Origin of the sequence: Wukongibacter baidiensis (genome assembly GCF_050888315.1) — a bacterium.
GTDB classification, from domain to species: domain Bacteria; phylum Bacillota; class Clostridia; order Peptostreptococcales; family Caminicellaceae; genus Wukongibacter; species Wukongibacter baidiensis.
On the sequence record NZ_CP138202.1, the window covers coordinates 4438486 to 4458991 of the forward strand.

15 protein-coding genes and 1 riboswitch are annotated in these 20506 nt (G+C 35.0%); of the genes, 13 read left to right on the forward strand and 2 right to left on the reverse strand.

The genetic code is table 11. The annotated features are described in order from the left end of the window. Window positions 1-86: 86 nt before the first annotated feature. Window positions 87-1973, reverse strand: coding sequence for an oligoendopeptidase F (gene pepF / locus R9X47_RS20005; protein WP_432662848.1), 1887 nt, complete (start codon window positions 1971-1973; stop codon window positions 87-89). A 292-nt stretch (window positions 1974-2265) separates the two neighbouring features. Further along, window positions 2266-2367: riboswitch (purine riboswitch) on the forward strand. A gap of 238 nt (window positions 2368-2605) precedes the next feature. Between pepF and R9X47_RS20010 the strand changes: the two genes are divergently transcribed. Next, window positions 2606-3904 carry an NCS2 family permease gene (locus tag R9X47_RS20010; RefSeq protein WP_432662849.1) on the forward strand — a complete coding sequence of 433 codons (1299 nt, stop codon included), beginning with the start codon at window positions 2606-2608 and terminating at the stop codon, window positions 3902-3904. Window positions 3905-4329: 425 nt separating this feature from the next. After that, on the forward strand, window positions 4330-4770 hold the full coding sequence (locus R9X47_RS20015; protein WP_432662850.1) for a DUF2383 domain-containing protein: 441 nt from the start codon (window positions 4330-4332) through the stop codon (window positions 4768-4770). 119 nt (window positions 4771-4889) lie between these two features. Here R9X47_RS20015 and R9X47_RS20020 read toward each other — a convergent pair whose 3' ends face one another. Beyond that, window positions 4890-5798 (reverse strand): LysR family transcriptional regulator, encoded by a 909-nt coding sequence (locus tag R9X47_RS20020; RefSeq protein ID WP_432662851.1) that lies wholly within the window; start codon window positions 5796-5798, stop codon window positions 4890-4892. 126 nt (window positions 5799-5924) lie between these two features. On the opposite strand from R9X47_RS20020, the gene R9X47_RS20025 reads away from it, so the two are divergent. From R9X47_RS20025 to R9X47_RS20075, 11 genes are all read left to right on the forward strand, one after another. Further along, a complete protein-coding gene (locus R9X47_RS20025; RefSeq protein WP_432662852.1) occupies window positions 5925-9695 on the forward strand; it encodes a phosphoribosylformylglycinamidine synthase in 3771 nt (1256 codons plus the stop codon). A 171-nt stretch (window positions 9696-9866) separates the two neighbouring features. Then, window positions 9867-11021: a 5-(carboxyamino)imidazole ribonucleotide synthase gene (locus tag R9X47_RS20030; protein ID WP_432662853.1), complete on the forward strand. Its 1155-nt coding sequence runs from the start codon at window positions 9867-9869 to the stop codon at window positions 11019-11021. Then, window positions 11011-11541, forward strand: a complete 531-nt coding sequence (gene purE, locus R9X47_RS20035) for a 5-(carboxyamino)imidazole ribonucleotide mutase (RefSeq protein ID WP_432662854.1) — start codon at window positions 11011-11013, stop codon at window positions 11539-11541. The genes R9X47_RS20030 and purE overlap by 11 nt, the downstream gene beginning before the upstream one ends. A gap of 42 nt (window positions 11542-11583) precedes the next feature. After that, on the forward strand, window positions 11584-12285 hold the full coding sequence (purC, locus tag R9X47_RS20040) for a phosphoribosylaminoimidazolesuccinocarboxamide synthase (RefSeq protein ID WP_432667671.1): 702 nt from the start codon (window positions 11584-11586) through the stop codon (window positions 12283-12285). A 112-nt stretch (window positions 12286-12397) separates the two neighbouring features. Then, on the forward strand, window positions 12398-13816 hold the full coding sequence (gene purF, locus R9X47_RS20045; RefSeq protein WP_432662855.1) for an amidophosphoribosyltransferase: 1419 nt from the start codon (window positions 12398-12400) through the stop codon (window positions 13814-13816). A 21-nt stretch (window positions 13817-13837) separates the two neighbouring features. Continuing rightward, on the forward strand, window positions 13838-14875 hold the full coding sequence (gene purM / locus R9X47_RS20050) for a phosphoribosylformylglycinamidine cyclo-ligase (RefSeq protein WP_432662856.1): 1038 nt from the start codon (window positions 13838-13840) through the stop codon (window positions 14873-14875). Next, window positions 14872-15495, forward strand: coding sequence for a phosphoribosylglycinamide formyltransferase (gene purN, locus R9X47_RS20055; protein WP_432667672.1), 624 nt, complete (start codon window positions 14872-14874; stop codon window positions 15493-15495). Before purM ends, purN begins: the two co-directional genes overlap by 4 nt. A 22-nt stretch (window positions 15496-15517) precedes the next feature. Beyond that, complete coding sequence (purH, locus tag R9X47_RS20060) at window positions 15518-17059, forward strand: bifunctional phosphoribosylaminoimidazolecarboxamide formyltransferase/IMP cyclohydrolase (RefSeq protein WP_432662857.1); 1542 nt, start codon at window positions 15518-15520, stop codon at window positions 17057-17059. A 225-nt stretch (window positions 17060-17284) separates the two neighbouring features. Beyond that, window positions 17285-18544, forward strand: coding sequence for a phosphoribosylamine--glycine ligase (purD, locus tag R9X47_RS20065; RefSeq protein WP_432662858.1), 1260 nt, complete (start codon window positions 17285-17287; stop codon window positions 18542-18544). A 287-nt stretch (window positions 18545-18831) separates the two neighbouring features. After that, on the forward strand, window positions 18832-19389 hold the full coding sequence (locus R9X47_RS20070) for a hypothetical protein (protein WP_432662859.1): 558 nt from the start codon (window positions 18832-18834) through the stop codon (window positions 19387-19389). 139 nt (window positions 19390-19528) lie between these two features. Then, entirely contained in the window at window positions 19529-20452 is a 924-nt protein-coding gene (locus tag R9X47_RS20075; protein WP_432662860.1) for a protease complex subunit PrcB family protein, read from the forward strand. Window positions 20453-20506: the final 54 nt, after the last annotated feature.

The window sequence follows — 20506 nt, forward strand, 5'->3', positions numbered from 1 at the left end:
GAAGTGAAAATTTATAAGATGCTATTAAGTCTTAGACAAAACAAAAGACGACTCAATTAAAATGAGTCGTCTTAATTAGTTTGAAATTATTCTTCTATTAATTTTTCAAGCTCAGTAATAAGTTCATCAAATTTCTTTAATGCCTTTTCAACAGGCTCAGGAGTTGACATGTCTGCTCCTGCTGCCTTTAAAAGGTTAACTGGCTTATCAGAACCACCAGCTGCAAGGAAATTCAGATATGCATCTCTAGCTTCTACGCCATCATTTACAACCTTATCAGATAATGTTATACCAGCTGATAACCCTGAAGCATAGGTGTATACATAGAAGTTCCAGTAGAAGTGAGGTATTCTTGCCCACCATACCTTAACTAGCTCATCAACTTCAAAGTCTTCACCATAGTACTTTTGCATTAAATTACCCCAAGTTTCGTTTAAGTAGGAGGCAGTTAAGGTTTTTCCAGATTCAGCTGCTTCATGTATAGTTTTTTCAAACTCTGCATACATTAGCTGTGTATAGATTGATCCTCTTATCTGCTCAAGGTATGAACCAATTAGATATATCTTCTCTTCTTTAGTTTTTGCATTTTTAATAAGATAATCATACATTATAGCCTCATTAGTAGTAGATGCTACCTCGGCTGTGAATGTTTCGTAATCTGCTTTTCTATATGGTTGCTTTTTATTTGAATAGTAACTGTTTATTGCATGACCTAACTCATGAGCTAATGTAGAAACCTCTGATAATGTACCATTATAATTTAACAATATATAAGGATGTGTATCATATGTTCCCCAACAATATCCACCTGCATATTTATTTTGAGTTTCAAATACATCTATCCAACGATTATCAAATGCTACCTTTAAATCGTCAATGTATTTTTCTCCTAAAGGACTTAGAGCTTCTAAAACCATTTTTTTAGCATCTTCATAAGGAATCTCTGAATCTACTGATTCAAGCATCGGTACATACATATCATAATAATGAACCTTGTCTTCTATACCTAAAAGTTTCTTTCTTAAGGATACATATCTATGTAGTGGTTCTAAATTATCATTTGCAGCTTTTATGAAGCTATCATACACCTTAGGATCAATATCACTAGAGAGTAAAGCAGCTTCAAGAGCTGAATTATACTTTCTCGCTTTAGCATTAAATATATTTGTCTTAACTTCTCCATAGAGAGTGGCAGCTAATGTTTCTATATTGGCGCTATAACTGCTAAATTCTCCTTCGAAGGCCTTTCTTCTCATATCACGATCTGGATTACCAAGCATTACACTATATGTTGCAGGAGATAAGGTTATTTCATTACCTTCTGAATCTGTAATCTTACCAATTTTTCTATCCCTATATTTATAGGCCTTATAAATACTTTCAGGAGTACCAGCAAGATTTCCAGCAAGAGCCATCAAGCGTTCTCCCTCTTCAGAAAGAGCATGTTCCTTCTGATCCCTTATAGCCATAAGGAATAAATTGTAGTCTTCTAAATCGCTATTTTCAATGTATTTGTTAAGTTCACCTTCAGGAAGTGATGATAACTCAGGCTCAATAAATGATGTTGCATTTTGTATTTCTGTGCCAAGAGTTTCTGCTCTATCCACCATTTGTGTATATTTTTCTATAGAAGTATCTGAATCATTGTTCAGACCGGCATACACAAATAGTTTATCATGTAAACGCTGTATTTTATCTACAAGCTTTAGACATTCAAGAAGGTTAGATGCAGAATCTTTAAGTTTTCCCTTATGTTCTGCTATAGTAGGTATCATTTCTTCTATCTTTTTAAAATCTTCTTCCCAGGCTTCATCGGTCTTGTAAATATCATCTAGTTTCCATTTGTACTTTTCCTCAATCTTATCTCTTGTAGGGACAGTGCTGCCTTCGGCATATACCCCTAAGCTAGAAAAAAGCATAGTAAATAATACAAGAAATACTAGTGCTTTTCTCCTAAATGAGTTTTTTAGCATAAAAAATCCTCCCCTTACATATAAAATTTTTTGAATATATAAAATATTTATTAATTTATCCTATAGTTTATACTTTAAGAATATTAAAGTCAAGAAATTTTGGTAAATTAAAAATATTTTGTATATTAACCAAAAAATTGTATATTGAGCAATAAATAGACTAATTCGAATGAAATTTTCATAGGGATAATTAATATTCGGGAATATATGGTAATATGATTCAAATATTATGTTAAAAATTCGGAAAAACTATTGACTACTAAAAGCTACTTTGTTATGATTTAGATGTCGAAAAAACAAATAAATATCCCCTCATATAATTCTCGAGATATGGTCGAGGAGTCTCTACCAGACAACCGTAAATTGTCTGACTATGAGTGAAATTTATCTAGGTGTTTTTAGGCACCTAGAGGCGAGATTGATATAGACGCAGAATTTTCACTACATAGTGATAAATTGTGCGTTATTTTTATCTCTAATTAATTTCATAATATTTCCTTTAAAGTTGCTTATGCAAAAATTAGGTTTGAAAAAACTTTTTTTAAGCAATATTAAATATAGAAGTACATAAATATTTACCTTCTATATTAAGTTAAGGGAGATATCGATGTAAAAAGACGAGGAGGATAAACATGACAGAAGGATTTTTTAAGCTATCTAAAAACAACACAAATGTAAAAACTGAAATTATTGCAGGTATTACCACTTTTATGACTATGGCTTATATTTTAATAGTCAATCCACTTACCTTAGCTGAGGCGGGAATGGATTTTGGTGCAGTATTTACAGCAACTGCATTATCAGCAGTAGTTGCAACCTTGGTTATGGCATTAGTAGCAAATTTACCATTTGCACTGGCACCGGGGATGGGGCTTAACGCTTTCTTTGCCTATACAGTAGTATTAAGTATGGGAGCTTCTTGGGAATTTGCTTTGACTGCAGTATTTTTAGAAGGAATTATATTTATTATTCTTACGTTCTTGAATGTTAGAGAAGCTATAATTAATGCTATACCATTAAATCTTAAAAAAGCGGTTTCCGTTGGTATAGGATTGTTCATTGCATTTATTGGACTTTATAACGCTGGGATTGTAGTGTTAGGACAGGGGATTCCATTAACATTAGGAAAGGTTACTGGAGGTACAGCTCTACTTGCGATTATAGGACTATTACTTACAGGCTTTTTGTTAGCTAAGAAAGTAAAAGGAGCATTATTATTCGGAATACTAGCTACCACAATTATTGGTATTCCTATGGGAATTACACAATTACCTGAAGGGTTGAAATTTGTAAGTGCGCCTCCATCACTATCACCAATATTTTTTAAGTTTGATTTTTCTGAAGTTTTCTCTATGAAGATGGTAATCGTATTATTCTCATTCCTATTCGTAGATATGTTTGACACCGTTGGAACATTAATAGGTGTTGCGACAAAGGCAGACATGCTAGATGAGAATGGAAGGGTACCTAGAGTAAAACAAGCTTTATTCGCCGATGCAGTTGGAACAACTGTTGGTGCTATGCTTGGAACTAGTACTGTAACTACCTATGTAGAAAGTGCTTCTGGAGTAGCTGAAGGCGGTAGAACAGGACTTACAGCTTTATCTACAGCAGGGATGTTTGCTATATCATTATTCCTATCGCCATTATTTATAATGATACCATCGGCTGCAACGGCACCAGCTCTTATATTAGTTGGTCTTTTCATGATGTCGCCGATACAAAGTATAGATTTTGCCGATTTTACAGAGGCTATACCAGCCTTTTTGACAATAGTTATGATGCCTCTTTCATACAGTATCGCAGAAGGTATTGTATTCGGAATGATAAGCTATGTTGTACTTAAGAGTGTAACTGGTAAATTTAAGGATGTTTCACCACTTATGTACGTTTTAGCACTGGCATTTGTAGCGAAATTCTTTATACATTAGCAATATCAATTTAATAACGTAAATACAACCCATGAGATTTTTTCTCTTGTTCGATGGTTCTGTTTCCTCCCTTAAAAACAGATTTATTCATAGAACTAGAGATTCTCATGGGCATTTGTATATACTACTCAGAAGCCATATTTCTTGGCTTCTATTTTTTTATGCTATAAATGTATCATTATAAACCCTATGACACGAAAGTAGGCTCTGAGGTTTCCTTTTGAGCGATTTTTATCAATCTGTTTCTTCCTTTAAATTTATAAAGAAAAACAGGTTGATAGCATGAGTCAAAAGGATTCTCAGATCCTACTTGAGGAAGTATAGCTCCGCAAGAGCAGATATAGAACTTAAATAATTTGAAAGATATAAGGAAAAAATAAATGGAAATCAAAAAATCCTATATTTGAAGAAAGGAGTTTTTAAAGATGAGTAAAAAAGATAAGACAGTAGATGTTCTTAATAATTTACTTCAAGGAGAGAATATGGCAGTCGATGCCTTTAATATTTTCATTAATAAGGCTCAAGACGAAAATATGAAGAATACATTTCAGGAAGTTCAAAATCAACATAGAGAAAACATGTCAATTCTATCAAATCATATTCAGGATTTAGGTTACAAACCAAATGAAAAATTGGGATTAAAGGGCGCTATGGCGGATTTTATGATTAACTTAGATTTAACAGGAAAAGATGATTCTTATACTTTAAGTAAGGCCATAGAGGGTGAAGATAAGGGTATAAACATGGCAGAAGATATATCAGAGGGAAATATAGATAATGAAAGCAGAAGATTGGTAAATCAAATTTTAGAAGAAGATAGAAGTATGCTAGCGAAACTAAGAAGAATTAGGGGTGTATCAGAATGATGAATTTCTGCGTTATTTGAAATTTCACCGACTTGGCACGTACATCAGTACTAGCCAAACCGGTGAAATTTCAAAACCTTGAACTTCATTCATTCTGAAACACCCCGGGGCTGATTTAATCAGATTTCTTTATGTGACAGCCCCTTTTCAAACATCTGTACAAATTTCTTACCGGCAGGAGCAAGGGGCAGTCGATTGTTAGTAACGACACCTATACTTCTGCTCTTTATTTTTTCCTTTATATTAAGTTTGAAAATAGTTCCATTACTTAAATCATCCTTTATAGCATCTTCTATTACAAAGGAAACTCCAAGACCGATTTTCGTCATTTCCACAAGCAAATCTATACTATCTAACTCGAATTCTGGCGAAATACTTATGTCATTATTTTTAATCAGTTCGTCAAAATAGGTACGAGTTGTCGAATTTTTTTCTAGACTTAATATTGGATAATTTTCAAGTTCTTTAAGTTTAACGACTCTATTTTGCAAATTTCTAAACTTTGCTCCCGCGATAAAGACATCCTGTATATTTTTGACGGATTTTATATTTAAATTGTTATAGCCTGATTTATCACTCAGGTTAACTACTGCAATATCGATATTACCACTCTTTAGTAAATCTATACATATGGGTGAAGGTCTATTGGTTATGTGAATTTTTATATTAGGATACTCTTCGTGGAATTTTTTAAAGTAAGGTAGGAGAAAATATTTACAGATTGTATCGCTAGCACCAATATGTATCTCTCCCTGCATTAGATTATCTATTTCAAACAAAGCTCGTTCTCCAGATTTTATAAAGTTAAAGGCCTGCTCAATATGCTTATAGAGGGTTTCCCCTTCAGATGTAAGCTTCATATTTTTTGCATGTCGAAAAAAGAGCTTAGTATTTAGGTTTTTTTCTAGTAGTTTTATCGATTGACTCACCGCAGATTGAGAAACATATAGATTTTCTGCTGCTTTGGAAAAGTTGAGATGCTTTGCAGCAAAATAGAAGACTTTATATAGTTCAAAGTTAATATCCATGCATTAGCACTCCTTATATTAAGCATTAGTATTATTAATTTTAATTATATATTTTACTATGTTAGAATTTAATTGTAAAGGGAGAACTAGCATTGAATTAAATACCTTATTAGGAGGTCTATATATATGAAAAATGTTGTCAGACGACTTTTGGTAGAAAAGAAGAAGGGTTTTGATGTTGAGGCACAGCACCTATGTAAAAATATTAGAGAAAACTTAGGGATAAACAGTCTTGAAGGTATAAGAGTTATCAATCGATATGATGTAGCTGGAATCTCAGATGAAGAGTTTCAAAGATCAAAGAGAACGATCTTTTCAGAGCCAAATGTCGACAAAGTATATGACGAAGAGATAGAAATAAGCGAAAATGAAAGAGTTTTGGCAATAGAGTTTTTACCGGGACAATATGATCAAAGAGCTGATTCGGCAGCAGAGTGTGTTCAGATACTTACTCAAAAAGAGAAACCCCTTGTGAATGTTGCGAAATTAATGATTTTAAAGGGGAAAATAGATGATGAAGACTTTGAAAGAATTAAAAGATATTGTATAAATCCAGTGGATTCAAGGGAAGCACTTCTTGAAAAGCCTGAGAGTCTTGAGATGAAAAGTGAAGTTCCTAAAGATGTTAAGATTTTAGATGGTTTCATAGACAGAGATAGAGATGAAATCGCAAGCTTTAGAGAAGATTTTGGATTTGCAATGAATATAGATGATTTAGTTTGTTGTAGAGACTACTTTAGGGATACGGAAAAGAGAAATCCAACAATTACTGAACTTAAAGCAATTGACACATATTGGTCGGATCACTGTAGACATACAACCTTCTTGACGGAAATAGAAGAAGCTGAGATCGAAAAGGGACTATATGGAGATGTTATTGAAGAGGCTTTCAACGAGTATTTAAAATCTAGAGAATATGTTTATGGTGATAAGGATAGAGATATTTGTCTGATGGACATAGCAGTTATGGGAATGAAGGAGCTTAGAAAAAGAGGAGAACTTGAAGACCTTGAAATTTCTGATGAAGTAAATGCATGCAGTATTGAAGTAGATGTAGATGTGGATGGAGAAAATGAAAAATGGCTTGTAATGTTTAAAAATGAGACCCATAACCATCCTACTGAAATAGAGCCCTTCGGTGGGGCAGCTACTTGTCTTGGTGGAGCAATAAGGGATCCATTATCGGGTAGAGCATATGTTTATCAAGCAATGAGAGTTACAGGAAGTGGAGATCCTAGAGCGAAGATAGAAGATACACTGCCGGGGAAACTCCCACAAAGAAAAATAACTACAGAGGCTGCCCATGGATACAGCTCATACGGAAATCAAATTGGACTAGCTACTGGACAGGTTGCTGAGGTTTATGATGAAGGATTTTTAGCCAAAAGGATGGAAATCGGAGCAGTTATTGCGGCTGCACCAAAGGAAAATGTAAAGAGAGAAAAGCCCGTAGAAGGGGATTTAATATTACTAGTCGGAGGAAGAACCGGTAGAGATGGATGTGGTGGTGCCACAGGGTCCTCTAAGGAGCATACTGAAGAATCTATCTTTACATGTGGTGCAGAGGTGCAAAAGGGTAATCCTCCAACTGAAAGAAAGATTCAGAGGCTTTTTAGAAATGGAGAGCTTGCAAAATTAATCAAGAAATGTAATGACTTTGGAGCGGGAGGAGTATCGGTAGCTATTGGAGAGCTTGCCGATAGCTTAGAGATAGACCTAGACAAGGTTCCAAAGAAATATGAAGGACTAGATGGAACTGAGCTTGCTATATCAGAATCCCAGGAACGTATGGCAGTAGTTATAGACAAAAAAGATTTAAATAGATTCAAAGAGCTTTCTGCAGAGGAAAACCTTGAATCCACACTAGTGGCTACGGTAACTGATAACGGTAGGCTTACAATGAAGTGGAGAGGTGAAAATATATTTGATATAAGTAGAGACTTTTTAAATACAAATGGAGTTAAACAGAAAACTAATGCAAAGGTAGTTCAGCCATTAAAGGAAGATAACTATTTTAATAAAACGGCCGATATGTACAAAGAAAAAGAACTTAAGGATGCATGGATAGAAAATCTTATGGATTTAAATGTATCAGGTCAAAAAGGATTAGTGGAAAGATTTGATAGCACTATTGGTGCTGGAAGTGTTTTAATGCCCTTCGGAGGTAAATATTCATTAACTCCTACTGAGGGTATGGTAGCTAAAGTACCTGTAGGAAATAGAGAAACTAATACATGCACAATTATGACATATGGATATAATCCAAGGCTTGCCAAATGGAGTCCATTCCATGGAGCTATGTATGCGGTAATAGAATCTATATCAAAGGTTGCTGCCCTTGGAGGAGATTATAGAAATATCAGATTGACCCTTCAAGAATACTTTGAAAAGCTAGGAGATAATAAGGAAAGATGGGGAAAACCATTTAGTGCATTATTAGGAGCCTTCTATGTACAGAAGAAGCTTAAGATCCCTGCAATTGGTGGTAAAGACAGTATGTCAGGAACCTTTAAGGACTTAAAAGTTCCTCCTACATTAGTATCCTTTGCTGTAGATACAGCCGATGCTAGAAAAATTATATCTCCCGAATTTAAGAAGGTAAACAGTCATATAGTTTGTGTTCCTCTTAGAAAGGACTCAAGGGATGTACCAGATTTCGATGAACTTGATAAAAACTATTCAAAGATACATGAGCTTATTCAAAATGACAAGATCCTAGCAGCGTCGGCTGTAAGGATAGGTGGATTAGCTGCAGCTATTTCAAAAATGTCCTTTGGGAATAAAATTGGTGTTAATTTCCCTGAAGAGATTAAGGCAGAGCAGTTGTTTGGTGCGGATTATGGAACAATGATTCTAGAAATAGATGAAAAAGAAGATTTAGAGTACTTACTTGATGGCATAGAGTATAGTGTTCTAGGAAGAACTCAAAATAAAGAATCGATTGATATAGGAGAAACAAGTATAGCGTTAGAAGAAGCTATAAAGGCTTGGATGCAGCCACTTAAAGAAATCTTCCCAGTTAAAGAAGATATAGCTGGAACTCCTGAAAAGATACTATACAAAGAGGGGAATAAGATTAAAGCCTCTATAAAAATAGCAAAGCCAAGAGTATTTATACCTGTATTCCCAGGAACGAATTGTGAGTATGATACAGCAAGGGCCTTTGAAAAGGCAGGGGGAATTGTAGATACCTTTGTGCTTAAGAATCTTACTCCTTCCGACATTGAGGAGTCCATTGCGGAAATGGCAAGGAAGATAGGAAATTCTCAAATTATAGCCCTTCCAGGAGGTTTTAGTGCCGGAGATGAACCAGATGGTTCTGGTAAGTTCATTGCAACAGCATTTAGAAACCCACTTGTTAAAGAAGCGGTTATGAATCTTATTAGAAATAGAGATGGATTAGTATTAGGTATATGTAATGGCTTCCAGGCCCTTATAAAACTTGGTTTACTTCCATACGGAGAAATAAGGGATATAGATGAAAGCTGTCCTACTCTAACATACAATAAGATTGGTCGACATGCATCATGTATGCCAATGACTAAGGTTGTATCAAATCTTTCTCCTTGGTTTAATAATGTAAAGGTTGGAGATGTTCATAGAATAGCAATGTCCCATGGAGAAGGAAGATTCGTAGCAAATGAAGATGTAATGAAGAAACTTGTGGATAATGGTCAAGTGGCAACCCAGTATGTAGATTATGATGGAAATCCAAGCTATGATGGTGAATTTAACCCTAATGGTTCATTTAACGCAGTTGAAGGAATAACGAGTCCAGATGGAAGAATATTTGGAAAAATGGGACACTCAGAAAGAATGGGTAGAGATATATGCAAGAACATACCTGGTCATAAAGATCAAAAGCTATTTGAAGCAGGTATAAGATACTTTGAATAGAAATGAGCTGAAAACGGCTATAGATAAGATAATGTATGAACAAAGATATAATTGATAACGATAAAGTTCGATAAAATACGAACTATAAAATAAAAATAATTAAAAAATATACGCATTTGGCATTGACGAAGAAATTTCTCTTTGTTAAGATTTAATTGAGGAGTGATAAATTTGAGAAAATTTATTGATTTAAAGATTGGAATTATTGGTGGCGGTCAGTTAGGTAAAATGATAGTACAAGAGGCTAAAAAGATGGGACTTCATGTTACCATATTGGATCCTACACCTAATTCGCCAGCTAGTCAAATGGCTGATGAGCAAATTATTGCTGACCTCAATAATGAAGAGAAAATTAAAGAATTAGTTAATAAATGTGATATAACAACTTTTGAGATTGAACATATAAATACCGAGGTTCTCAAAAGCCTTGAAGAGAATGGAGACAATATTTTCCCAACCTCAAGGGTCTTAGAAATTATTAAGGATAAGTCAAAGCAAAAAGAATTTCTTAATAAGTTTAATATTCCCACTAGTAACTGGAAAATGATTAATGAAGATGAGCCTGTGGATGAAAATTTTGGTTTTCCCGTTGTTCAGAAGGCATGTAGAGGAGGATATGACGGCAGAGGTGTTTATGTTATAAAAAACAAAGAAGACATAGAAAATAGATTGAAAACAGAGTCATTTCTTGAAGAATACATCGATTTTGACAAAGAACTAGCAGTAATGGTTGCAAGAAATAGACAAGGTGAGATCAAATGTTATCCATTGGTTGAGATGACATTTGATGAGGAAGAAAATATCTGTGACATGATCATAGCCCCTGCAAGGGTAGATGAAAGTATTTGCAAGAAAGCATCAGAAATTGCCGTAGAGTGTGTAAAATCTCTGGATGGTATAGGGGTTTTTGGAATTGAGATGTTTCTTACAAAAGATAACAGGATTTTAGTTAACGAAATTGCTCCAAGGGTTCATAATTCAGGACATTATTCAATTGAAGGGTGTGTAACATCTCAATTTGAGCAGCATATAAGATGCATAATGGGCTTACCCCTTGGTTCAACAGAGTTGCTAGTTCCTACAGTAGTAATGAATGTTTTAGGAGAAAAAGGTCATTATGGAACACCTGATTATGTAGGAATCAATGAATCCTTAGAAATTCCAGGAGTTAACATTCATATTTATGGAAAGAAAGAAGTAAGACCATATAGAAAAATGGGTCATGTTACCATTGTTGATAAAGACGTCGAAAAAGCCATGGAAAAGGCTTATAGAGTAAAGAAAACCTTAAAGGCTATATCTAAGGAGGTTGACTATGAAGAATAAAAAACCATTAATTGGAATTATTATGGGTAGTGATTCAGACTTGTCTGTTATGAGTGAAGCAGCCAAGATATTAGACGACTTTGACATAGGCTATGAATTGACTGTAGTTTCAGCTCATAGAACTCCTAAAAAGCTGTTTGAATACGGAAACACTGCTAGAGACAGGGGATTGGATGTAATCATAGCTGGAGCAGGAGGGGCTGCCCATCTTCCTGGGATGATTGCTTCTATTACAGAGCTACCAGTTATAGGTGTCCCGATAAAAACATCAACACTAAATGGAATTGATTCTCTTCTATCAATTGTCCAGATGCCCGGTGGGGTGCCGGTTGCTACTGTAGCAATAAACGGAGCTAAGAATGCTGGAATCCTAGCAGCGCAAATATTAGGAGTAAAGAGCCCGGAAGCTAGAGATAAAGTAAAAAAATACAAAGAAAATTTGGAAAAAGAAGTAGAATCTAAAGCAGATAAATTAGAAAAGATTGGCTACAAGGAGTACTTAAGCAAAATGACAAAGTAGTTCAGGAAAGTTTATATTCTGATATTTACCTAGGAGGATAAAATTATGAAAAAAGAAATGTTATATGAAGGTAAGGCTAAGAAGGTTTTTAAAACCGATGATAGTAAAAGGTATATAATAGAGTATAAAGATGATGCAACGGCATTTAATGGAGTTAAAAAAGGAACCATTCTTGGTAAAGGTGTAGTTAATAATAAGATGTCTGCTTTACTTTTTAAGCTTTTAGAAGAAAAGGGAGTACCTACTCATTTCGTAGAACTTTTAAGTGACAGGGAAATGATGGTGAAAGATGTAAAAATACTTCCACTAGAAGTTATCATGAGAAACGTTGCAGCTGGTTCTCTAGCTAAAAGATTAGGACTTGAAGAAGGGACAACAATGAAGTGTCCAGTACTAGAATTTTGCTATAAAAACGATGATTTAGGTGATCCGATGATTAATGAATATCATATTAAAGCTATAGAGCTTGCAACCGATGAGCAGCTTGACGAAATCAAGAAATATGCTTTTAAAATCAATGAGATTCTAGTGGAATTCTTTAGAGAGAGAAACATTAAGCTTATAGATTTCAAAATAGAGTTCGGTATCCATAATGGACAAGTAATACTTGCAGATGAGATATCTCCAGATACTTGTAGATTATGGGATGTGGAAACTAATAAAAAGTTAGATAAGGATAGATTTAGAAGAGATTTAGGAGATGTAGAACAGGCCTATGAAGAGGTGTTAGGAAGACTAGAGTAGTTGGAGATAGGAGAAAGAAAAAAGCATGAAGAAGACTGATAAAATCGTCTCTACAACTTTTTTCTATCTCCTATGTCCTTTTTCATATCAATAGACGGAGGGATAAAACAATATGTACTGTAATAATTTTGATTTCGACAAGCTTAACGAAGAATGCGGAGTATTTGGAATATATTCAAGGGAAAATAAGGACCTAGCTAGAATGATATATTTTGGACTAGTTACTCTACAACATAGGGGCCAGGAAAGTGCTGGAATAGCTGCATATAATGATGGGAAAATCCATTATTATAAGGAAATGGGGCTAGTTAGAGAGGTATTTAACGATACTGTGCTTAGCAGACTAAAGGGAAATGTAGCAATTGGACATGTTAGATATTCTACTACGGGAGAAAGCTATGTAACCAATGCACAACCACTAGTTGTTCAATACAAGGGTGGATCAATAGCCCTTGCACACAACGGCAACCTTGTTAATGCCGATAAGATTAGGGATGAACTTGAGGATAATGGTTCTATATTTCAGACATCAATAGATAGTGAAGTGATAGCTAATCTAATAGCAAAAAACTATAATCTTGGCTTTAAAGAAGCAATAGTTCGTTCAGCCCAAGAAATAAAGGGATCCTTTGCCCTTAACATAATTTGCGAAGGTAGACTGATTGGTGTTAGAGATCCCCATGGACTTAGACCACTTTGTATTGGGAAGCTTGATGACGGATATGTTCTATCATCGGAAAGCTGTGCACTCAGTGTTGTAGGTGCCGAGTTTGTAAGGGATGTAAAACCAGGAGAGATAGTTATCATAGACGATGAGGGAATAGAATCGATAATGTATGACGAAGGAAAGGAAAAAGCACTATGTTCCTTTGAGTTTGTATATTTTGCGAGACCAGATAGTGTTTTAGATGGACAAAGTGTATATAAAAGTAGAATAGAAGCAGGGAAGATACTGGCTAGGGAGAATCCAGTTGATGCAGATATAGTAATGGCAGTACCGGATTCCGGCACTGTTGCAGCGATAGGTTATGCTGAGGAATCAGGAATTCCATATAGACAAGGACTTTTGAAAAATAAGTATTTAGGTAGAACCTTCATTCAACCGGATCAAAAAATGAGGGAGTTAATGGTTAAGCTAAAGCTCAGCGTACTCAAAGAGAATGTAGAGGGTAAAAGACTTGTTTTAATTGATGATTCTATCGTTAGAGGAACTACAAGCAGCAGAATAGTAGAGATGCTTAGAAGAGCAGGAGCTAAAGAGGTACATCTAAGGGTAAGTTCACCACCGGTTACCCACTCATGCTACTTCGGTATAGATACACCAACTAGAAAACAACTTATAGGAGCTATTCATTCGATAGAAGAAATTAGAGAAGTCATTGGAGTTGATAGTTTAGGCTATCTAAGTGTAGAAGGACTTGTTAAATCTATCGATATGAAGGATGAAAAGCTTTGTACAGCATGCTTCTGTGGAAATTATCCTATGGAAGTTCCAAGTTCAGGAAATAAGTATCTATTTGAGAAGAAATAAATTATTCGAGGTGACTATTCCATGAGTGAAAAATTAACCTATAGTGATTCAGGTGTAAACATAGAAGAAGGCGCTAAAGCCGTAGACTTAATGAAGGGTTATGTTAAAAAGACATTTACTAAAAATGTTCTATGTGATTTAGGTGGTTTCGGAGGTCTTTTCCAGCTCGATGCTAAGGAATATGAAGCACCGGTTTTAGTTTCAGGAACCGATGGAGTTGGAACTAAGCTTAAGCTTGCCTTTATGATGGATAAGCATGATACAGTAGGAATTGACCTAGTTGCAATGTGTGTTAATGATATACTATGCCAAGGAGCTAAGCCACTATTCTTTTTAGACTATGTTGCAACAGGGAAATTAAAGGCTGAAAAAGTTGCAGACATAGTGAAGGGCGTTTCCGAGGGATGTATGCAGGCAGGTTGTGCACTAATCGGTGGAGAAACTGCTGAAATGCCTGGATTTTATGATGCCGGTGAGTACGATATGGCTGGATTTAGCGTAGGAATTGTAGACAAAAACAAGATAATAGACGGAAGTAAGATTGAAGATGGCAATGTAATTATAGGAGTTGCTTCAAGTGGCATTCATTCCAACGGATATTCATTGGTGAGAAAGCTTTTCTTTGACAAGCTAGGATACGGTGTAGATAAATACTTTGCCGAATTAGGTCAGACACTAGGGGCGGCGCTTTTAAGCCCTACTAAAATATATGTCGATACTGTTATGAAGGTCCTTAAGGAATATGAAGTTAAAGGTATGTGCCATATAACAGGTGGAGGATTCCATGAAAATATTCCTAGAGTTATACCGGAAAACTTAGGAGTAGAGATCGACCGTGAAAGTTGGTATGTCTTACCTATATTTGAATTGATACAGAAATATGGAAATGTAGATATAGATGAAATGTTCAAGACCTTTAATATGGGTATAGGATACGTATTTGTTGTATCTAAAGAAGATGCAGACGGAGTAGTGAAACTTATAGAGGATACAGGGGAAAAAGCCTATAAAATAGGTAGAGTTGTTAAAGGCGAGCATGGGGTGAAGCTATGCAAATAAAAAAGATTGCTGTCTTAGTATCGGGCAGGGGAAGTAATCTTCAGACAATAATAGATAATATTGAAAGTGGAAGTATTAAGGGAAAAATAGAGGTTGTTATATCCAGTAAAAAGGATGCCTATGCCTTGGAGAGAGCTAAAAAACATAATATAGATGGAGTTTATATCGGAAAAAGTAATTTTCCTGATATAGACGAAAGAAATGATAAAATCATTCAGATATTAAATGAAAAAGAAATAAACCTTATAATCCTTGCTGGATATATGAATATATTAAACGAGAAAATAGTTCAGCTCTATAGGAATAAAATTATAAATATCCATCCATCTCTTATTCCTAGCTTTTGCGGAAGAGGCTTCTATGGACAGCGGGTTCATAAAGCAGTTATAGATTATGGAGTGAAGTTGACTGGGGCAACGGTGCATTTTGTGGACGAGGGAGCGGACACAGGACCAGTTATACTTCAAAAAGTTGTGGAAGTGGATTTTGATGATACGGTTGAAACCTTAGCAAAGAAGGTATTAAAGATAGAGCACGAGCTATTACCCCTTGGGGTGAAATTTTTCTGTGAAGATAGATTGAAGGTATATGGGAGACGGGTTAAAATAGAGGATAAGTAATAATTAAAAAGGAGGTATTTCAATGATAAAAAGAGCGCTAATTAGTGTTTCGGATAAAACTGGAATTGTAGAATTTGCTAAGAAGCTAAAGGAACTAGGAGTTGAAATTATTTCTACAGGGGGAACAGCGAGAAAGCTTACGGAAAATGATATCGAAGTGACTAAGGTATCAGACATTACGGGATTTCCAGAGTGCTTAGATGGTAGAGTAAAGACTCTTCATCCAGTTATTCATGGAGGAATACTTGCAGTAAGAGATAGTGAGGACCATATGTCTCAACTAAAGGAACTGAACATTGAACCTATAGATTTATTAGTTATTAATTTATATCCATTTAAACAAACTATAGCTAAGGAGAACGTAGAATTTGATGAAGCTATAGAAAATATTGACATTGGTGGGCCAACGATGTTAAGATCTGCGGCTAAAAATTTCAAATATGTTACTGTAGTGACTGACCCATTAGACTATACCAAGGTAATAAGTGAACTATGTGAAAATAGTGAAGTATCCTATGAAACTAAATATGAACTGGCATTAAAGGTGTTTGAACATACATCACATTATGATACATTAATTTCGGGATATCTGAGAAGTCAATTAGAAGGTAAGGAGCTGCCAGAATTGCTTACTCTTACCTACGAGAAAGTAGGGGATTTAAGATACGGTGAAAATCCTCATCAAAAGGCAGCCTTCTACAGAGAAGTGGAAAAAAATGAGGGAACCTTGGTAAATGCCGATCAATTACATGGTAAGGAATTATCATTCAATAATATAAACGATACAAATGGTGCTTTAGAGCTTCTAAAGGAATATGAGGAGCCTACTGTTGTAGCTGTAAAACATGCAAATGCCTGTGGAGTTGGTAGCGGATATGACATTTATGATGCTTATATGAAGGCCTATGAATGTGATCCTAAGTCAATATTTGGAGGCATAGTAGCTGCAAATAGAAGTATAGATTATCGCGCTGCTGAGGAAATAAATAAAATATTTGTAGAGATAGTTATAGCGCCGGATTTCGATGAAGACGCCCTTGAGATTCTAAAATCAAAGAAAAACATTAGACTATTAAAATTAGAAAACATAGGTAAAAAACAACGAGAAAATGCTATGGATATTAAGAAGGTAAATGGCGGACTTCTTCTTCAAAATATAGATTCTAAGATGTATAAGGATGAGCCTCAGGTTGTAACTGAAAGAATACCTACAGAAAAGGAAATGGAGGATTTGGTGTTTGCTTGGAAGGTATGTAAGCATATCAAATCCAATGGTATTGCACTGGCTAAGGACAAACAAACTGTAGGAATCGGACCGGGACAGGTTAATAGAATATGGGCAGTTGAAAATTCTATAAAGCAAGCCCTTGTAGAGGTTAAAGGAAGCGTTATGGCATCCGATGCATTTTTCCCATTTGCCGACTGCGTTGAAGCAGCGGCTAAGGCAGGGATAACAGCAATAATCCAGCCAGGAGGCTCTATGAGAGATCAAGAGTCAATAGATGCTGCAAATAAATTTGGCATAGCAATGGTATTTACGGGAATGAGACATTTTAAACACTAGGAGCAAATAAAATTTGCTCCTCAGATTGTTGACAAAGTCAACAAAATGACAGGCTGTTGAGAAAGCCGAAGTTCGAGACGTGATGAAAGCAAGAGACCGCAGCGTATACAGACATACGTAAGGGTTCTTGCTTGAAGTAACAACGAAGAAATTCGGGTTTGTCAACAGCCTGAGGTGCAAATAAAATTTGCTCCTAGCACGATTCTTTTGGAGGTGAAAATAACTATGAAGGTCCTTGTTGTTGGTAGTGGTGGACGTGAGCATACTTTAGTTTGGAAGATTTCTCAAAGTCCAAGAGTTGAAAAGATATTTTGCGCTCCGGGGAATGCAGGAATAGGAGCTATGGCGGAATTGGTTAATATAAAGGCAGAGGATATTGAGCTTCTACTGGCCTTTGCTCTAGAAAAGGATATAGACCTTACAGTAGTTGGTCCTGAAGTTCCTTTAGTAGATGGAATTGTTGATAGATTTACTGAAGAGGGTCTCAAGATATTTGGGCCTAATAAAGCTTGTGCTAAGCTTGAGGGAAGCAAAGCCTTTGCTAAAGACTTTATGATAAGACACGACATTCCTACGGCAATGTACAAAGAATATACCAGTGCAGATGAAGCAATAAATGACATAGGGATTTATGGATTTCCAATGGTAATAAAGGCCGATGGTCTTGCGGCAGGAAAGGGAGTAATTATTGCTCAGAATGAAAGTGAAGCCCATGAAGCTTTAAGCATGATAATGAAGGATAAGAAATTTGGAAATGCCGGTACAAAGGTAGTCATAGAAGAGTTTTTAGATGGAATAGAAGCTTCAGTTCTTTGCTTTGTAGATGGAGACACTATAGTACCTATGGTCAGTGCTCAAGATTATAAAAAAGTATTTGATGGAGATATGGGACCCAATACAGGAGGGATGGGAACCTATTCACCAAGCGTTATATACAACGAAGACATCAAAGAAAAGTCACATAATGAAATATTGATGCCATTTATTGAAGGCTTAAAAGCCGATGGATTAAACTTTAAGGGTATAATCTTTATAGGTCTGATGATTAAGAATGGTGAGCTGAAGGTACTTGAGTTTAATACAAGATTTGGAGACCCTGAAACGCAGGTAGTTCTCTCAAGATTAGAAACGGATTTAATAGAGATCATCGAAAGCATATTAGAAGGAAACCTAAAGAACCAGGAGATTAAATGGTCCGATAAAAAGGCAGTTTGTGTAGTGCTAGCCTCAGAAGGCTACCCTGAAAAGTATGAAAAGGGCATGGTTATTGAGGGGCTTAGTAAAGTAGAAAACTCAGTTGTATTTCATGCAGGAACAAAGCTCCAAGATGAAAAAGTAGTCACAAATGGTGGGCGAGTTCTTGGGGTAGTAGCTACTGCCGATACAATAGATATAGCTAGAGATATAGTTTATAAAGATATAGAAAAGATTAATTTCAAAGGAAAACAATATAGAAAAGACATTGGAAAAATAGCACTTGGTTAAACCAAGTGCTATCAGATTGTTAACGAAGTTAACAAAATGATAGGCTGTTAAGAAACTTTAAGTTCAAGGCGTGCTGAGACTAAGAGACCGCAGCGTATATAGACATACGTAAGGGTTCTTAGTTAAAGCAACAACGAAGAAATTAGGGTTTCTTAGCAGCCTAAATAGCACTTGGGTAAACCAAGTGCTATTTTTCCAATAAATAACATTTAGAATTTAACATATCAATATGTAGATGTTATAATGAAGTTGAATTTGGATTATATGTTTTGGAAAGGGGATTATGGATGAATAATAAAATAATTGATATACTGAAACTAGGAAAAAATAGTGATCGATGTATATCAAGATATAAAACGATTCGTGGTGGTTTAATGAGTGATAGAAAAGAAATAAGTAGATTTATTCCTGCTAAATTGGTTGAAAACAAAATTGTATTTCAAATAGGAGAGCCAGGCTTTTTTGTAAATAAAGATGACTTTCAAAGTGGATTTGATGATATTCTCAGCAAACTTGAGTATTCTGTATGGTTTCTGCCTATAGAGATACAAGCCGATGATGACTATATAAATAAGAATTATAACTTTGGAAATTATGATAAATGTATAAAGAATAATGATAAACTTGATGAAGAACAAAGAGAAAACCTAGTGTCAATGTTTAAAAAAGTGAATGATAGGATACATGAGTTAAAAAAAGATAATTTTCTTAGACTGGATTATTTACTAGTAGAAAAGGAATTTGAGCCAAAAGTACTAATTGATTTTAAAGACTTTGATTTAAAAATCAAGTCTAAAGGAGAGGCAAATACAGTATTACAAGAATATATAATTGAAGAAGTGTAGCAGAGTTTGGTAACAAAAAAAGTGCTTCAGCTTATATTGAATCTATCTTGATGAGACAGTCTTTCTATATTTGTAACAATATTGAAATAATAAAATATGGAAAAAATAGTGTAAAATGGATGTAGAGGAGGTGTGTTGAATGTTAAAAAAGTTTGGTATAGTTATCTGCATTGTTTCAGTGATAGCATCATGTGGTGGAGTGGCCTATGGGGACTTTGAAGAAGTGCTTAAGGAACATTGGGCGAAGGATATTGTGGATGAAAAGTTTGTAGAAAGAAATTTTCCACACCTGATTGATATGGGTTCTAAAGATTTTAACCCAGATAGTAATATGACTACGAAAGATTTTACAGAAGCCTTAGAAAGGTTTATAAGCTCCTATGATAGTGTAGGCCATAAAGTAGGACTAGATAAAAAGCTGGAAGAAAAAACAATAGACAATAATGGTTCAGAAGGAGATCAGGAATCTAAAGTAATACTTCGTAAAGATGCAGTAGAAATTATAGCTAATTTATTAGATTCAAAGCCGCAAGGCCAAAGTACGGAAATACCATTTAAAGATATTGAAGGTTTAGAAAAAAGATACATAGAGGCAATAACAAAGGTACATGATTATGGGGTAATAAAGGGGAGTTTTGAAAAGGGATTTGAACCAGAAAAGCCTGTAACTCAGGTTCAAGCTATAATCATGCTTCAACGATTTGAAGAAATTATTAAAGACAACATAAAGGTTATGACATTTAAGGTAACAAATAAGGAGAGCACCAATAGTGGACAAGAAGGGATTGGAGTAAAGAAAACCGATGATAAAGTACTAGTAACTATAACTCAAGCTCTTCCTAATCCTGGATATGATATAGAAGTAGAAAATGTTAAAAGAATTTTAAAAGGGAGATATAAGATATACCTGAAAACTAAAACTCCTGATCCAGATAAGATTTATCCACAGGTTATAACATATAAAACTATAACATTCGAAATTGATAAAAATCTATTAGATAATGAGTACAAGTTTGATTTAAACACATTTGGAGATTCACAAATAAATACTAATAAGTTTTAGCATTAATAAAACGCCTAAAATTGATTAGGCGTTTAAGACTGTTGACAAACCCGA

Coding starts and splice junctions, on each gene's coding strand:
- pepF (WP_432662848.1), bottom strand. CDS start 1,973: ATGCTAAAAAACTCATTTAGGAGAAAAGCACTAGTATTTCTTGTATTA.
- R9X47_RS20010 (WP_432662849.1), top strand. CDS start 2,606: ATGACAGAAGGATTTTTTAAGCTATCTAAAAACAACACAAATGTAAAA.
- R9X47_RS20015 (WP_432662850.1), top strand. CDS start 4,330: ATGAGTAAAAAAGATAAGACAGTAGATGTTCTTAATAATTTACTTCAA.
- R9X47_RS20020 (WP_432662851.1), bottom strand. CDS start 5,798: ATGGATATTAACTTTGAACTATATAAAGTCTTCTATTTTGCTGCAAAG.
- R9X47_RS20025 (WP_432662852.1), top strand. CDS start 5,925: ATGAAAAATGTTGTCAGACGACTTTTGGTAGAAAAGAAGAAGGGTTTT.
- purE (WP_432662854.1), top strand. CDS start 11,011: ATGAAGAATAAAAAACCATTAATTGGAATTATTATGGGTAGTGATTCA.
- purF (WP_432662855.1), top strand. CDS start 12,398: ATGTACTGTAATAATTTTGATTTCGACAAGCTTAACGAAGAATGCGGA.
- purM (WP_432662856.1), top strand. CDS start 13,838: ATGAGTGAAAAATTAACCTATAGTGATTCAGGTGTAAACATAGAAGAA.
- purH (WP_432662857.1), top strand. CDS start 15,518: ATGATAAAAAGAGCGCTAATTAGTGTTTCGGATAAAACTGGAATTGTA.
- purD (WP_432662858.1), top strand. CDS start 17,285: ATGAAGGTCCTTGTTGTTGGTAGTGGTGGACGTGAGCATACTTTAGTT.
- R9X47_RS20070 (WP_432662859.1), top strand. CDS start 18,832: ATGAATAATAAAATAATTGATATACTGAAACTAGGAAAAAATAGTGAT.
- R9X47_RS20075 (WP_432662860.1), top strand. CDS start 19,529: ATGTTAAAAAAGTTTGGTATAGTTATCTGCATTGTTTCAGTGATAGCA.